Here is a 15,410-nt window from a genome sequence, read left to right on the forward strand (position 1 = left end):
TGGGGTGCCCGATGCTCGGGCACCCCATGACGGTGGGAATCTCACACTGGTGATGCGCGGTCAGCGCTTCACGTTACAGAATCGAATCGATTTCCTCAGCAAGTTGACGCTTTGGGCGGCCGCCAGTGATTGACTTCACCAACTCTCCGCCACGGTAGATGTTGAGAGTGGGGATGGAAACCACACCAAACTTCATCGTGGTCGCAGGGTTAGCGTCAGTATCGAGTTTGACGATCTTCAACCGTCCCTCGTATTCGCCTGCGAGGTCCTCAAGGATAGGTGCTACTTGACGGCATGGGCCACACCATTCCGCCCAGAAATCGACGAGAACGGGGAGGTCTGATTGCAAAACCTCAGCATCGAATGTTGCGTCTGTCACGGCGACGGTGTTCGCCATGGTGTCTCCTTGGGGAAGGTGGTGTTAGTCGTTGAGTGACTCGAGGAAGTGCTGGGCGTCAAGTGCTGCGGAGCACCCGGAGCCGGCAGCTGTGATGGCTTGGCGGTACGTGTGGTCAACCAGGTCACCACAGGCGAAGACACCGGGTAGGTTGGTGAGTGTGGAACGGCCCTTGACCAGGACATAACCTTCAGCATCTGTGTCGATTTGATCGGCGAACAGTGTGCTGCGTGGGTCGTGACCGATAGCCACAAAAAGTGCAGTCGCGTCGAGTTCTTGTTCTTCGCCGGTTACCGTGTTGCGGAGGCGCAAGCCGGTGACTTTGTCCTCACCGTGGATGGCGATGACTTCGTTGTTGAGAGCAAATTCGATTTTTTCGTTGTTCTCAGCGCGTTCTGCCATGATCTTTGAGGCACGAAGTTCGTCACGGCGGTGAACGATTGTCACCTTGCTTGCGAAGCGGGTGAGGAATGTTGCTTCCTCCATCGCTGAGTCCCCGCCACCGACAACAACGATGTGCTGGTCGCGGAAGAAGAAGCCATCGCAGGTTGCACACCAGGAAACACCCTTACCGGAGAGTCGCTTCTCATCAGAGAGTCCCAACTCGCGGTATGCGGAACCTGTCGCAAGAATCACGGACTTTGCTTGGTAGGTGTCGCCGTTGGCGGTGGTGATGGTTTTGATATCGCCGCGTAGTTCAACGGTTTCAGCGTCGTCCCACTCGATGGTGGCGCCGAAGGCTTCTGCCTGTTTTTGCATGTTTTCCATGAGCTGGGGGCCCATGACAGCGTCAGGGAAGCCGGGGAAGTTTTCCACCTCTGTGGTGTTCATCAGTGCGCCACCGGCAGTGATGGACCCTGCGAGTACTAGCGGGTTGAACCCGGCTCGCGCAGCGTAGATCGCAGCGGTGTACCCTGCTGGACCAGAGCCGATGATGATGACGTCGTGGATTGCATTCTCGGACACGTAGTTTCCTTTGGTCGAACAGGTTGGTGGCTGCGCTTAGGGTAACAAAGCAATGTGGCGTTTTATTCACGCCAGTGTTCACCGGAAATTCACGCAGATACCAGGCGGTTGTGGAATATCAGGTAACGCTAATTTCATAGATGAAGGCACGGTTCTGGCCTTCCTGGACGGGAAGTTCGGTGAACCACAACACGAGCGAATCGGTGTCAACGGAATCGTCGAACCGGAACTGTGTTTCGCCATCAAGTGGGCCTTCTGCCAGCACTTTGCCCTTTTCAGGGTTCTTTGCGTTGGTGGCCCGGATCTCGATGTTGCCTCCGGTGTTCGCGGATGAGACCAACACAGAAGAAACGGTTGATTCTTCCTCAAGCGAGATTTCAATACCGATTCCGGTTTTCAGGTTCCCGAAGTTAGGGGTGCTGTAGGTGCGTGAGTACCAAATACTCGTTGAGTCACCATCAACAAGGCGGTCTTCAAGTTCAGGGTGCTCATTTTCGTCCCCTTGAGGGTCCAACGCTTTCGCCGAAGCAATAACTGGGACAACAACCTTTGGTGGGGTTGTTGGTTCAGCTGTTTCCCCGCCGGATCCGTCCGCGTTGTCATCGTCACCAGCGACCACATCGACGGATGGGTCCGGGCGACCAGATGGCGCAACTATTGCTGGTTCGTAGGGTGCATTGAATGTGGACATTGCCCACACCAACCCTCCGAGGAGGAAAAGGCCGAAAAACACCAGAGTGATGACCGTTGACGATGCGTGGCGGTTACGCCGGGGTGGAGATTGATCCGGTTCCGCAGCGCTGCGTGGAGAAAGCACGGGGGTGCGTTGCGGAATCATTGGAGGTGTTTGTGGTGAAGTCACAGGTTCTATCTTTGCTCTGGTCGTGGACGGCTCGGGGGAGTGCTTGTAGGGTGCGACCGGTGGTGTACCGGGAATTCGCTCTGCGCGGCCAGTGCTGGGGGTGGCGCGGGTGCTGGTGCGCACCACGGGCCGTGGCTCTTCGGGACTGTCAGAGGAGAGTTTTTCAGGCTGCAGATCAATGAATGGGATGTCGTCGGTGTTCCACGGCCCAAGCGTACTGAGGAAAGCCTCGGCGGAGTGTATGAGAGCTGTGTTCCCCATAAGAATGCCGGTAGTGAGCTTTTTCAGGTCGTGTTCGGCTGAAGGCAGGGCATCGACGAGGGGGATAATGTTGGGTTCACGGCTGTTGTAGTCCGGCATGATGCCGGTTAGCGCGAAGTAGAACAGGGCCGCTAGCCCGCGAATATCACGGGCAATTGCACCGTCACCGAGGGCTTTGTTGTCGCCCAGAACATTCCGTGCGGCAAGCCCGTGGATCGCGATCCGTGAGCCTGAAAGCCAGATGTGTGCGGGGGTGAGTGATCCGTGGGCGTAGCCGCGTTCGTGGGTGTCTTTGAGGGTGGTTGCAACGATCCCAATGATTGCTCGTGCTTGACGGACGCTAAGCGTCCCTCCGGCGATGAGGCCAAAGAGGGTGGTGCCATCAGGTTTTTCGGTGATGACGTAGCGGTGGTCATCTTTGGTGAGGATATCCACGATTCGGATGATCCCGTCCTGGGTGATTTGCGCGATGTCACGTGCGGTGTCCATCGCTGCAGAGTCAGCCCCCGCAGACAATTCATAGATGAGGACATTACGCGAGAAAATCCGGTCGGTGGCTTCCCAAGCTTCCCCAGTTCCCCAAGGAACCTGGGTTCGCGCCGTGACATCGTAGCGCGCCACGATGACGGTGCCAGCCTGTAGGTTCGCCACCTATTTTCTCCTTGCCGTGTTGCCGATGATCTGTGCTCTGTTCATCGTACGTGCATGGTTAGCGGAAATCGTCTTAGCGGCGTGAAACTTTCTGCAGGATTGGGTTCATTAATGCGGTGAGTTCCTGCACTTTCATCACTTGGAGTGAGAGTAGGTAAAGCGCTGTCATGACTGTTCCGACAATGACGCAGATAAATGCAGCCCACAGGAAGGAATCGGAGGCGTCGAAACCCCAAACGCTCAAGACAAGCCACCCGCCGAGTCCGGAGATTCCTGCTGCAACGATGAGCTGAACGTGGAGTCGCACGATGCGGGCAACGTCGAGCCCACCGAGGCGTTCTGTGATACCACGGACACGCAAAATCACGGCGATGAGGTTTGACAGGCTCATAGCGAGCCCAATGCCAAAGACCCACCGTTCACCTGGCAGGAGGAGTGTGAACAGATACGCCCCGCCCATCAGCACGATGGTGACGGGGATTTGGAACATGAAAATGGACTTGCCGTCTTCGAAGGCGAAGTACACCCACTTCATCATGACCATTGCGCCAAGGGGGACAAGCCCAAATGCCATGGCGAAGAGCACGTTGGAGACAACGCCTACTTCAGCAACAGACAGTGTGGGGATCATGACTTTGGTGATGGGAAGCGACAGGACGAGGAACAGTGCGGTGGCGAACACCGTGAACACTGCAATGACCCGAAGCCCTTGAGATACGAGGTCACGAACCTTGGCGATATCCCCGCCACTGGCGGCCGCGCTCATTCCGGTAAATAGTGCTGTCGCAACGGACACCGTGACCAGGGAGTGGGGGAGGAGATAAACCATGAGAGCTTGGGTATATGACGCGTTTCCAGCAATGACGTCTACCCCGGACGATGCTGACCCCGGTGCCGCCGTGGCGATGCGTGTTGTCACCCATACGGCGATTTGGTCGAGCATGAGGGCCAGGAAGGTCCATAGACCTACTTTCCCCACGGATCGCAGTCCGAAGCCGCGCAACCCGAATCGTAGTTTCCATCGGAAGCCGGAGCGGTAGAGGGGGATGAGGAGAACGAGTGCTTGGGCAATGACACCAGCCGTTGCGGAGATGCCGATGACGGCGATCTTTGGTCCTGTCCACTGGGATAGGTCGTCTTCTGACCCGATGGCTAGTGGCCCGTAGGTGAGGAGGAACGCTGCAAACCCGATGATGGAGATGACGTTGTTGAGTGCTGGCGCCCACATGTATGGCCCAAATTGTCCGCGAGCGTTGAGGACTTGGCCTAGTAGCGTGTAGATGCCGTAGAAGAACAGTTGTGGGATGCACCAGTAACCGAAGGCAACGGCGAGGCCGAGTTGCTGGTCGGTCCAGTCTCCAGAGGTGTAGAGGGCAACAATCAGTGTGGCACCGAGAGTACACACCAGGGTGAGGCCAAAGAGCACGGTGGCGGAGAACGTCAGGAGCTTGTCGACTTGTTCGTCACCGTTTTTTGACCGGTAGGCTCTGGTTACTTGCGGCACGATCACCGCGTTGAGGACGCCTCCCGCGATGATGGCATACAAAATGTTGGGGATTTTGTTGGCTACGTCGAAGGCGTCTGCGGTTAATCCGGTGGCGCCGATAACTGCCACGAGCAAGATGTTTCGGACTAGTCCTAGGGCTCGTGACACGGCTGTGCCGGAGGCCATGAGCAGTGAACTTTTCCCTAGTGACTGCTTCTTTGGCTCAGGGGCGGAGGTCCCAGAGGTCACGACTTGTCCTCGTTTTCTTCGTTCAGGGGTGTGCTCTGGGCTTTGTCTCGTTCTGTATTTTCGCGGATGTGGTCTTCATGGGGGTCATGATGTCCGGCGTCAGTGTCGGCGGCTGGGCCACCTTCGGTTTCGACTTTGAGGCGTTCAATAGTTTCGTGGACGTCTACGGGGGTGGTGCGGCGTTGTGAGCGTCCACGGCGTAGTGTGCGCAGGACACCCCCACCGAGAAGTATCACCAACAGCCCAATGATGATGATGGTTCCGGTGTTTTCCCAGTCAGCGCGTACTCGCACGGTGAATGATTGGGCTGAAGCTGCAACGTCGCCTTGTTGGTTGAGTACGTCAACGGCAACATCGACATCACCTGAGCCAGCTGCTTCTACTGGGACTCTGATTGCTGCGGAGGTTCCTGCAGGGACGTCAACGTCGATGTCTTCTGGGACGCGCAGGGTTGAGTCACTGGGGGTGAGTCGCACCGTGACACTGATGTCTTGGTCTAGCCGATTTCGGACTGTCAGTGGAATCTCAGAGCCTGTTGAAATCAGATTGATGTCAGGGTTTGTTACGACCTGGAGGCTTTCAACTGTTTCACCCAGTAGCGTTTGTGTCGCATCGAGAAGAAGGCCGCGTTGATACTGGTCACCGCGCCACGCAACGGAGAGGAGCCCGGCGAGTTGACGGCGTTCTCCGGCCGCGAAGGTTGACGGTTCAGAGGTGACGGTGGCAATCTGCCGTACTTTGTCGCGCAATGATGTCACCGCGACAAGCGTGTCAAAGCTGGGTAGTTCGGTTGTTTGAGGCGCTTCAGGCAGTGAGTATGTTGTGGTGTTGAGTAAGGACTCTTCGGCGAGTTCCTCAACGGTGATGTTCTCTACCCAGGGCAGGGAGTCCAGTGCCTCAAGTTGAGCGCCGGCAACATCAGTATCAGGTGCCCAGTCGCGTGGAACAGAAATCAGGAGCCCGCGGACCTCTGATGGTTGCTCTTTCGCAATCACAGCGAGTTCGCTGATCAACCGCTGTTGCGCCATCACAGGACTAGATGTTCCTGGTGTAGTGAGCAGGCCACTGAGCACGGAGTCAGAGACCAACATGGTCACATCACCGTTTGGGGTTTCAACGGGTGTTGCGGAGCTTGTGGTGTACACCTGCTGTGTGGGGTCTGTGACTTGCCCTGGTTCGAGCAGAGTCCACGGTTGTTTGGCGTCCAAGGACGTGTGCAACGTGCTGGTTGCCACGGAATCCCCGGTCAACCAAGACAGCCCTGTTTTCCATGATTCGATGCCCTCAACTGTGTACGTCGAGAGGTTCACCGGTTGCGGGGCGCTTTCGGCCACAGCGTATGCCGCGAGGTCGGCGTCAAAGGGGAAGAGGGAGAACACTTCGTGCTCTTTGAGGTTGGTGACACTCGACAACCATTCAGAAGACGACTGTTGTTCGATGGTGGGTTCGAAAGGTTCACTGTCCTCTTGCCCGGGTTCTGCGCCTTCACCCTCGGCGCCATCTTCGGTGCCGTCCTCGGGTTCACTGGTAGCAGTGTCGGGTTCGCCGGTGTCATCGCCCGTTGTTACGAGGTCTGACATGGGTGTCACCGTTGCGTCAGCAACGCCTTGAACAAGTTCTGGGTCAACGGCCAAGGACACAAAGTCATGCTGTTGGACGAGGTCAAGGACGGAACCCAATCGGCTGTCTGTTCCGGTTGCTTCCAAGTAGCGCCGGGCAGTTTCCGATGCGTCACCGGGGTTAACTGCAGGCCCTGTTACGGGGACGGCGGTTGCTAAGTCAAGCAACGCATCGGCGTCTTTATCCCGTGAGTTCCACAAAATATAGGTGTGCATGATGTCCACACGGGGGGCGTATTCCCCCTCTTGCGTGCCACCAAGCACGAGGCTGATGCCGCGAGGCCCCCACCCAATTTCACCGTCAAGGAGTTGGAAGTCCCGTGCGGGAACGGTGATTTTCGCCCGTGCAGAGTCGCCAGGGTCGAGGTCTTTAATGTTGTCTGCACCCATATGTGTGCCGACCGTCGCATCCAACCCTTGCTGTTCCCATTGGGCAAGAGCGGAACGCGTCGAAATCCGGTAACGCATGAGGTTAAACGAGACGGAAGCGTCGGTGAGCTTCTCATCTGAGGTGTTGGTGACCACCACTTCAACAGTGACGTCATCGTCAGCGGTGATAAGCATCGGGCTGAGCCGGTCGAGGACCATCATGCCGTTGACGGAGTCGCCAGCATCATTGTCACCCTGCATGGGTAGGGCTGTGCTACCCGTCATGGCTGGTGAGAGTGGGTGTGAAGCGGGTGCAGCTACTGCTCCCGCGGGGAGTGTGAGGGCCAAGAGACACAGCACAATCAACGCCCACACCGTGTGGGGGCGCATCATGGCTGGAGAGGGCAGTTGCAGACGCATGAGTCCTAGAAGTCCGTAACAGGCCACGCCATGGTCACCGGTGGGGGCGGAACCGGGGCAGAGGTCGAGTTTGCGTTTGGCGGCGCTTGATCAAGATGTCGTGCGCCATTGCGGCGAGTCGCCGCTCATTAGGGTAACTGAGACGAGTCTGCAGGTCAGCAAAGGAGACCCACTCCACATCTTCAGCTTCCGAGTCGGGATCACCTTCCACTGTGAGATACCCGCCGATTGCATCAAGAAGGAAGTGATGGACCACTTTATGGACGCGCCGGTCATCACCCGTAAACCAGTAGTCTATTGACCCCAACGGGCGACGCACAACGCCATTGATACCCGTTTCTTCATGGATTTCACGGACAGCAGCTTCCTCAGCGGTTTCAACACCTTCCAAGTGCCCCTTAGGGAGGCACCACTCAAGGCGACCAGCACGATTACGCCGCGCAATAACCGCAGCATGAAAGACTGATTCCATCACAGCAACCACTAAACCACCCGCTGATGTTTCCTCAACGATTGGTAAATCTGAGAGCTGCGCGTGATGTGGGTTGTGATACACCGGAAACTGACGGCGCGCCGTGGGGTCTATCCTCAATGGGTGGCCACCTGGAGGCGCGGGGACCGATAACCGGTCTTCTGGGCGCTCGTTGGTGGACATACCGTTACCTTATCTTTAACTGAACAACTTTGGGATCTGGCTGACCGAGAGCCCCGCACATTCACCACGAAATCTGCCGGGTTGTTGGGCAAGCCCCTGCACTACTTCACTACCACCTGGAGCTCGACGCGTGACGCCACAACATGATGCCCCCACCCGCCTCGACCGGGACCTCCTCGAACGCAGGAGCTCGGCGGTACTTGCGCACATGAATCCCACGGTGATCGAACTTGGTGAACTGTTCTCACAACACGGTCACGAACTCGCAATCGTCGGTGGCCCAGTGCGTGACGCACTATTGGGGCGCGTGTCCAACGACCTCGACTTCGCAACCAGCGCATCCCCGGACGAAACGCTGGAACTCCTGCGCCACTGGGGTGACGCCCACTGGGACATCGGCAAAGAATTCGGCACCATCGGGGCGATGCGCCACCCGCGTGATGGCGGCGAAGACATCGTCGTAGAAATCACCACATACCGCACCGACCAGTACGATCCATCTTCCCGGAAACCGCTCGTCGTTTTCGGTGACACCCTCGACGGTGACTTGTCCCGCCGAGACTTCACCGTCAACGCCATGGCCATCCGGTTACCGGAACTCGTGTTCGCGGACCCCTTCAACGGGCTCGACGACCTCGCCGCAGGCCTTCTGCGCACACCCATCGCCGCGGAACAATCCTTTGACGACGACCCCCTGCGCATGATGCGTGCCGCCCGGTTTGCCGCACAACTCGGGTTCGCTGTGGAAGAAAGCGCATACGCTGCCATCCAGCAGATGGCAGCACGTATCGAGATTGTCTCGGCCGAACGAGTGCGCGACGAACTCACAAAACTCATGCTCAGCGAACAACCCATCACCGGCCTCAATGTGCTGGTGGAATCAGGGTTGGCTGCACACATCATTCCTGAAGTCCCGGGCATGAAAGAAGCCAGCGACGAACACAACCGCCACAAAGACGTCTACCAACACTCGATGACCGTCGTTCAACAAGCAATGGACCTAGAAACCGGCATAGGCGGCGCAGTCCCAGGCCCAGACCTCGTGTTGCGGCTCGCGGCGCTATTCCATGACATTGGAAAGCCTGCTACCCGCAAGTTTGAAGCAAACGGGACCGTGTCGTTCCACCACCACGAACTAGTTGGCGCGAAAATGACCGCTAAACGCCTGCGGGCGTTGCGGTTCGACAAAGACACCGTCAAAGCCGTGTCTCGGCTGGTGGAACTGCACCTGCGCTTCCACGGGTACGGCGAAGGGACCTGGACAGACTCCGCAGTGCGCCGCTACGTCACTGACGCCGGAGCCCTGCTAGAGCGCCTACACAGGCTCACCCGAGCAGATTGCACCACCCGCAACCGCAACAAAGCCCGCCGCTTGTCTCGCGCCTACGACGAACTCGAACAACGGATCGTCACCCTGCGCGAACAAGAAGAAATCGACGCGATCCGCCCAGACCTCAACGGCGAACAGATCATGGAGATCCTTGGTATTCCGGCAGGTCGCGATGTGGGGGCGGCATACCGGTTCCTCCTTGAGCTGCGGATGGAAGAAGGACCACTCGGTGAAGAAGTAGCCCGCGAACGACTCATCGCCTGGTGGGCGCAGCAGCACTAAAAAGTTGGGCACCACTAGTGAGCTAGATGGGGCTAACCCCTCACACCATCGCCAACACACAAGGCGGGCAGTGGGTATATACCCACTGCCCGCCTTGCTGTGCTCGCACGTAGCACCTGCTGATGTGGTGGAAGGTTCACCACACGGAGCCGATGCCCACGTCGCTACGCAGGGACCGTAGCGTTGTGCACCTCGCCGGGACGAGCATCGGCTGGGCGTTCTGCGGCGATCGCTTGGAAGGCAGCGAGCTCTGGGTAGAGTTCGTCGTGCAGTGGGTGGCGACGCTTCACAATGATGGTGCGGACCTGGTAGACAACCAGTGCGATGTTGGCGAGCAATGCCACCAAGCTGACGACAAACAGGGCAGTTGTGCTGCGTGAGGAATCCACCGCGAACTGTGAATCTGACACGAAGGTTGGGAATGCCATCGTGAACATCATCCAGAACGCTAAGGTGTGAGCCCGGTGTTGTAGCCACGCCCCGCGGCGAATAAAGAACGCCGGAATGGTGCAAGAAATCAACAACGCAGCACCCGCATAGAATGCGTGGTCGCCAACACAGTTGTACACGTAGGCGAAGTTCCACAGGTCATAAGCGATGATCCAGAACCACAACATGTCAGGCCACAGCATGTCTTGGAAACGGTCACGGGTGACAAAAATACCCACCCATCCGCAGATTGCCACCAGGTTCAAAATCCCAGCGACACCGTTCATGATGTTCCATGGGCCACCGATCATGTACACCCCGTCAACAACACCCTCAGCGAAACCGGCGACTTGGAAGTCACGGATAACAGCTTCAAGAATGTTCAGACCAAGGATCGCTGGGGGGAACCACAGCATGTACTTGTTCGATGCGAGGCGCTTGTTGTAGCGGATCAGCATGAAGCCGATACACCCGGCAAGTGCTGAGTACACCTTGACCCAGTGGAACCAGGTTCCGGTGGATGACCCGGCCCCTGCCGTGTGTGGCCACACGAAGATGGTCAAAATAATGGGCAAAACAATGAAGATGCCGATCGCGGCCTTTTTCGACCAGCGCACCAACTCGTTGAGGCCAATAAGCGCCCCCAACACAACAAACCACATCAACACCTGAGCCCAGGTGAGGGATTCGAAGAGAAACACGACGTGCTCCTTACAACATGCCGCGTACTGCGGCGGGTGGGAAAAGTGACAGACCCCTCTGTCCATCTCTCCCTGCGCGGTGGGAAGCGCGCTTTAGCCAGCCATAGGCGCTCCCGCACTTGCCTGACCAGCAGGGGAAGCTGGTGGTAGGCGCAAAATCTGGCGGGTGATGTCGATGAGCACATCATCGCCAACTGCTGGGTTGTTCCGTGACAACCCCACTAATCCATAAATCAACACGTAAAAGGTTTCTCGCACGTGGGCAATTTCGATGCGGTGACGGGCCGCGTACGCCTCGATGGTGGTGAGCTCTAAACAATCGACGATTGCTGTCACTGCGCGGTGGAGAAAACGGTTGTAGAGACCGGTGTTTTCGACCCGTTGAAGCTCGGTGTGCATCGGGTCCATGGACCGCATGTGAGTGCGGAACACACTAATGCAGTCCCGCAAGGCTTTGTCGATGTTCCCGGGTTCGCGTGCGGCGTCCCATTCTTCGACGGCAACCACAAATTCGTCGATGTACCCCGCAAGAACAGCATCAATGATGGCGTCTTTGTCAGGGAAATAGTGGTAAATCAACCCGCGAGCGACTCCCACTTCACGCGCGATGTCGGTGAAGGAGGTTCTGATGATGCCGCGCGTGGCAAACAGGCGACGCGCGGCATTAGTGATGTCCCGCATGCGCTCGTCGGGGGCGGTGCGTGGAGCCCTAGTGGGCTGTGTTCCCTCGCTGTGTGCCATGGTGCCCCCTGTGTCGTGTGAAGCCAATGTGATGGTGTGCTGTGTGATGGTGCCCGGTATCGCGGGTTTCTCGCGGTACTCCTTCACGGTATGTCCACTATTGACACATCGTCAATAACTGCGGGTGAAGATGAGTCGAAGGTCCCGGATGGTCCGTGTGGAAAGTCCTACTCCAGAGGGACGTCCGAACAACCACTAGACGAGTAAAGTGTCCTGCGTGAGCATTCTTGATAACCCCGAACCAAAACCATCAATCCGCGAACGCCCCCTGATTATCTGGACGCTCGTACTTGCGATCCTCATCTTGTTCACGCAGTGCTCATCAACAGAAGAAGTCACCGCTGGTGAAGACGGCGAGTGGTTTGACTACGAGTGTGAAGAAGAGTGGACATCGGGGTGTGGAAACTTGCCTACCACCGATATCGTCAATTCACCCTTTTATGTGGCTCAGGCTGGCGAAAATAATGTGCTTTTCACGGTGCTCACCAACCCAACGGGGCGCACGGTGAACATCATGGATGCACACATCATGTACCACCCATCAGATGATGATGTTAGGTATGTCAGCGGGCTCGTAACAATCGAAGCCGGCGGGTCGCAGGTATTGGCTTTCGATCTAGGGGACACCACGTTGACACACGAGGAGCTTGAGCAACTTAGACTGGACCAGATCCTCACACCGGCAGCAGCGAGCGTACACGCCGTGACCTGGGAAGATGAAGGATCTATTGGGCACGCCCAGAAACTCGTGGACACATACGGCCCAATCGCTGAGGCGCAACTAGCCGCGTTCAACGAGAACCGCTAATCGAAGCCTCCAGCAGGCCGTCCCTACCCCAGTTCGCAATCCCACCGCCACACCTCCCCGTACCTCCTGCAATCGAAAGTGGGATTGTGCCCACTTTCGAAAGGGAAAGTGGGCACAATCCCACTTTCGATCGGTGTGAGGCGTTGAGGCGTTGAAGCGGTCAGTGGGCAGGGGGTGACGGGTTGAGTGGGGGGATGTGAGACAAGAGGCTAACAACTCGGCACTCTTGTTGTCCTCAGTCGCGGAAAAACGCAGCGGCACCCAACTTATCCACCGCGTCAGCGCGCATCGATAAACAAAAAAAATGACGCTCGCTCACCCTTGAGAAATGACAATACTGACCGCACCTCTCAGTAGTGCGCCACCGTCGACCAGTTTTGCACGCCGGCAAAGTAGGCGGGTTCAACGGGCCGGGGACGTCAACGAACAGTGCTCACTGATCAGTATGAAACTCACCGACGACGCGTTCTTTTCGCATGTCACAGCGCTGCGGCTTGCCGGGATCGATCTGCCACACATCCTCGAGAGAGACCACACAATCCACGTCACAGTCGCTCTACAGCAGCGCCGTCCGCAGATGCGGGGCGTCGTCTCTCACCATCTTGACCGACACAAGCCCGCTGTTTCGCACACCGTATCTGGGCTTCAGGTCATCTCGCCAGAGTGGGCGTGGCTACAAGAATGCCATCGCCTAAGCGACGTTGACGCCGTTGCCCTTGCTGACGCTTTGATGAGGCGGAAAGCGCCTGTGACCAGTATGCAGGCGCTGAAAACGTTGGTAGATTCAGCCAAAAATTATCGCGGAATAGTTCGTGCCCGCCTGGCGCTCGAGTACGCTGCGCCGGGAACTGATTCTGTGCCTGAAACCCATGCCCGGCTGGCGCTTGTTTCAGCGGGTCTTCCACAACCGCAGGTCAACGCATTGATTCACGATGCGTCGGGAAGTTTCGTGTGTATGCCCGATCTCCTTTTCGAACGGTGGCGAGTGGTCGTTGAATATGACGGGGACGTTCACCGCACGAACCGAAACGTGTGGCAGCGTGACGCATCGAAGAAGAGACAGTTGAGGGACTTGGGGTATGCCGTTTTCACGGTAACAGCGGACGATCTGTACAAAGACTCACATCAGTGGGTTGCGATGGTCCGGCGTGAGCTAGTGTCCCGTGGCTGGGTGCCTGGCCGCGAGCTTTGAGCTTTGATCGCCTGAAGTGCGCCCACGCTTTCCACCCCCACGCCACATCGCCCCCACGCCACATCGCCCCCAACACCGCCCCCTAATCGAAAGTGGGATTGTGCCCACTTTCCCATTCGAAAGTGGGCACAATCCCACTTTCGATGTGTGAGGTGAGGGGAGGGGGAGGGGCAGAAAAAACCTGACAGCCCCAACCACGTGACGCTACGCTGACAGCATGTGACAACACGTTGATCGACACGCTCCGGCGCACTCCCACACACGGTGAGCACAGCGCCCAACCGCACCTGTCATCAACCAGCCCACCCGCACACAACGCGTTGATGGGCACCGGGAGGCCCCCATGTCATCACACCCCGCACCCGCCGTCACCCTCCACAACGTGTCCTTCGAATGGCTAGACGGGTCACGTGCGCTCGCAGATGTTTCTGGAACGTTCCAGGCTGCGCGGTCAGGGCTTATTGGCCGCAACGGTAGCGGTAAATCCACACTACTGAGGCTCATCGCTGGGGAACTCACCCCCACCAGCGGCACAATCAGCTGCATCGGTGATGTCGCTTACCTACCCCAAACACTGACCCTCAACACCACCACAACTGTGGCCGACCTCCTGGGCATCACCAACAAAATTGCTGCACTACACGCCATCGAACAAGGTGACGTGGCAGAACACCACTTCGACACCATCGGCGACGACTGGGACATCGAAACGCGCGCCATCGAACAACTCCACAGCGTCGGGCTATCTGACATCACCCTCAACCGCAGCACCAACACCCTCTCCGGTGGGCAAGCCATGCTTGCCGCCCTCACCGGGCTGCGCCTCCGTGCCGCCCCCATCACACTTCTCGACGAACCCACCAACAATCTGGACCGTTCCACCCGCAATGACCTGCATCGACTGTTGGAAAAATGGCCCGGAACACTCATCATCGTCAGCCACGACAAAGCACTCCTCGACACCATGGAAGCCACCACAGAACTGCGAGATGGACAACTCGACACCTATGGCGGGCCATACAGCGCGTGGCTACAACACCAAGAGCAACAACAGGCCGCCGCCGAACAAGCAGTCCGCGCCGCCGAAAGCACCCTGCGGGTAGAAAAGAAACAACGCATCGACGCGGAAACAAAACTTGCCCGCCGCGCCGCCCAAGGGCGCAAAGCCGCAGCCTCCATGCCACCCATCGTTGCCGGTGGGCTTCAACGCAAAGCTGAAGTGACAGCAGGGGCAACCCGCAATCTCATGGCCGCCCGTGTCACCTCAGCCAAAACAGCGCTCGACGCGGCAGAAGCCCGCCTCAGAGACGACGAAGCCATCCACCTCACACTGCCCGACCCCGACGTGCCCAACTCCCGGCGCATCGCACAACTACACGACACCCACCGCACCCTGCACCTGCAAGGCCCTGAGCGCATTGCACTAGTTGGACCCAACGGGGTGGGAAAAACCCGACTGCTGAATCACCTCGTGCACAACACACCGCCCATGCCCGGTGGAATCACCGGCGAACTCCTCACGCAGCGAGTTGGATACCTCCCGCAACGCCTCAGCAACCTCAACGACACCGCAAGCGCCCTCGACAACATCCTGCCCGATGCCCCTGGAATGACAGTGGGTGAGCTCCGTAACCAGCTTGCCCGCCTTCTCCTGCGTGGCGATTCCGTAACTAGGCCAGTTGGTTCGCTGTCGGGTGGGGAGCGGTTCCGGGTGCAACTCGCCCGCCTGCTTTTTGCCCAACCTACCGCGCAACTGCTCATCCTTGATGAACCAACAAACAACCTCGATATCGACACCGTGGATCAACTTGTTGACGCTCTGACCACCTACCGTGGGGCGCTCCTTGTGGTCAGCCATGATGACGATTTCCTGCACCGTCTCAACGTCACCATGACCATCGACATGACGGCTCACGGGCGGCTGCACGCGCGCCAGTGACGGTGAATGAGTGCGGATCATACCGGTGATCTGATGTTGGCGCTGGCCAAACC

Annotated in this window: 12 protein-coding genes; 4 read left to right on the plus strand and 8 right to left on the minus strand. The window is 57.8% G+C overall.

The window, feature by feature from the left end; genetic code table 11:
- Positions 1-73 precede the first annotated feature (73 nt).
- The 6 genes from trxA to G538_RS0102275 form a co-directional block, all read right to left on the minus strand.
- Positions 74-397, minus strand: coding sequence for a thioredoxin (trxA, locus tag G538_RS0102250; protein WP_029068030.1), 324 nt, complete (start codon positions 395-397; stop codon positions 74-76).
- 24 nt (positions 398-421) lie between these two features.
- Positions 422-1,363: a thioredoxin-disulfide reductase gene (gene trxB, locus G538_RS0102255; RefSeq protein ID WP_029068031.1), complete on the minus strand. Its 942-nt coding sequence runs from the start codon at positions 1,361-1,363 to the stop codon at positions 422-424.
- Between the two features lie 118 nt (positions 1,364-1,481).
- Positions 1,482-3,137 carry a hypothetical protein gene (locus tag G538_RS0102260; RefSeq protein WP_029068032.1) on the minus strand — a complete coding sequence of 552 codons (1,656 nt, stop codon included), beginning with the start codon at positions 3,135-3,137 and terminating at the stop codon, positions 1,482-1,484.
- Positions 3,138-3,210: 73 nt separating this feature from the next.
- On the minus strand, positions 3,211-4,872 hold the full coding sequence (gene murJ / locus G538_RS0102265; protein ID WP_029068033.1) for a murein biosynthesis integral membrane protein MurJ: 1,662 nt from the start codon (positions 4,870-4,872) through the stop codon (positions 3,211-3,213).
- Positions 4,869-7,280, minus strand: a complete 2,412-nt coding sequence (locus tag G538_RS0102270) for a DUF6049 family protein (protein ID WP_029068034.1) — start codon at positions 7,278-7,280, stop codon at positions 4,869-4,871. The genes murJ and G538_RS0102270 overlap by 4 nt, the downstream gene beginning before the upstream one ends.
- 34 nt (positions 7,281-7,314) lie before the next feature.
- A complete protein-coding gene (locus G538_RS0102275) occupies positions 7,315-7,935 on the minus strand; it encodes an NUDIX hydrolase (protein WP_029068035.1) in 621 nt (206 codons plus the stop codon).
- Positions 7,936-8,065: 130 nt separating this feature from the next.
- Here G538_RS0102275 and G538_RS0102280 point away from each other — a divergent pair, with 130 nt between their 5' ends.
- Positions 8,066-9,547 (plus strand): CCA tRNA nucleotidyltransferase, encoded by a 1,482-nt coding sequence (locus G538_RS0102280; RefSeq protein ID WP_029068036.1) that lies wholly within the window; start codon positions 8,066-8,068, stop codon positions 9,545-9,547.
- Between the two features lie 164 nt (positions 9,548-9,711).
- On the opposite strand, the gene G538_RS0102285 is transcribed toward G538_RS0102280, so the two are convergent.
- Positions 9,712-10,677, minus strand: a complete 966-nt coding sequence (locus G538_RS0102285; RefSeq protein ID WP_029068037.1) for a DUF5692 family protein — start codon at positions 10,675-10,677, stop codon at positions 9,712-9,714.
- A 93-nt stretch (positions 10,678-10,770) separates the two neighbouring features.
- Entirely contained in the window at positions 10,771-11,418 is a 648-nt protein-coding gene (locus tag G538_RS14665) for a TetR/AcrR family transcriptional regulator (RefSeq protein ID WP_157544264.1), read from the minus strand.
- Positions 11,419-11,635: 217 nt separating this feature from the next.
- On the opposite strand from G538_RS14665, the gene G538_RS0102295 reads away from it, so the two are divergent.
- The 3 genes from G538_RS0102295 (at position 11,636) to G538_RS0102305 (ending at position 15,357) form a co-directional block, all read left to right on the plus strand.
- Positions 11,636-12,226, plus strand: coding sequence for a hypothetical protein (locus G538_RS0102295; protein WP_029068038.1), 591 nt, complete (start codon positions 11,636-11,638; stop codon positions 12,224-12,226).
- A 328-nt stretch (positions 12,227-12,554) separates the two neighbouring features.
- The gene (locus G538_RS17180) at positions 12,555-13,418 is read left to right on the plus strand and encodes a DUF559 domain-containing protein (protein ID WP_157544265.1); all 864 of its coding nucleotides are present in this window, start codon (positions 12,555-12,557) and stop codon (positions 13,416-13,418) included.
- 343 nt (positions 13,419-13,761) lie between these two features.
- On the plus strand, positions 13,762-15,357 hold the full coding sequence (locus tag G538_RS0102305; protein ID WP_029068039.1) for an ABC-F family ATP-binding cassette domain-containing protein: 1,596 nt from the start codon (positions 13,762-13,764) through the stop codon (positions 15,355-15,357).
- The last annotated feature ends 53 nt before the right edge of the window (positions 15,358-15,410 follow it).

The sequence above is a fragment of the Jonesia quinghaiensis DSM 15701 genome (assembly GCF_000423205.1).
Lineage (GTDB): Bacteria > Actinomycetota > Actinomycetes > Actinomycetales > Cellulomonadaceae > Jonesia > Jonesia quinghaiensis.

What these genes read in the sequence shown, in the direction of transcription:
- trxA (WP_029068030.1), bottom strand. Translation starts at nt 397, where the DNA reads ATGGCGAACACCGTCGCCGTGACAGACGCAACATTCGATGCTGAGGTT.
- G538_RS17180 (WP_157544265.1), top strand. Translation starts at nt 12,555, where the DNA reads ATGACAATACTGACCGCACCTCTCAGTAGTGCGCCACCGTCGACCAGT.
- G538_RS0102305 (WP_029068039.1), top strand. Translation starts at nt 13,762, where the DNA reads ATGTCATCACACCCCGCACCCGCCGTCACCCTCCACAACGTGTCCTTC.
- G538_RS14665 (WP_157544264.1), bottom strand. Translation starts at nt 11,418, where the DNA reads ATGGCACACAGCGAGGGAACACAGCCCACTAGGGCTCCACGCACCGCC.
- G538_RS0102270 (WP_029068034.1), bottom strand. Translation starts at nt 7,280, where the DNA reads ATGCGTCTGCAACTGCCCTCTCCAGCCATGATGCGCCCCCACACGGTG.
- G538_RS0102275 (WP_029068035.1), bottom strand. Translation starts at nt 7,935, where the DNA reads ATGTCCACCAACGAGCGCCCAGAAGACCGGTTATCGGTCCCCGCGCCT.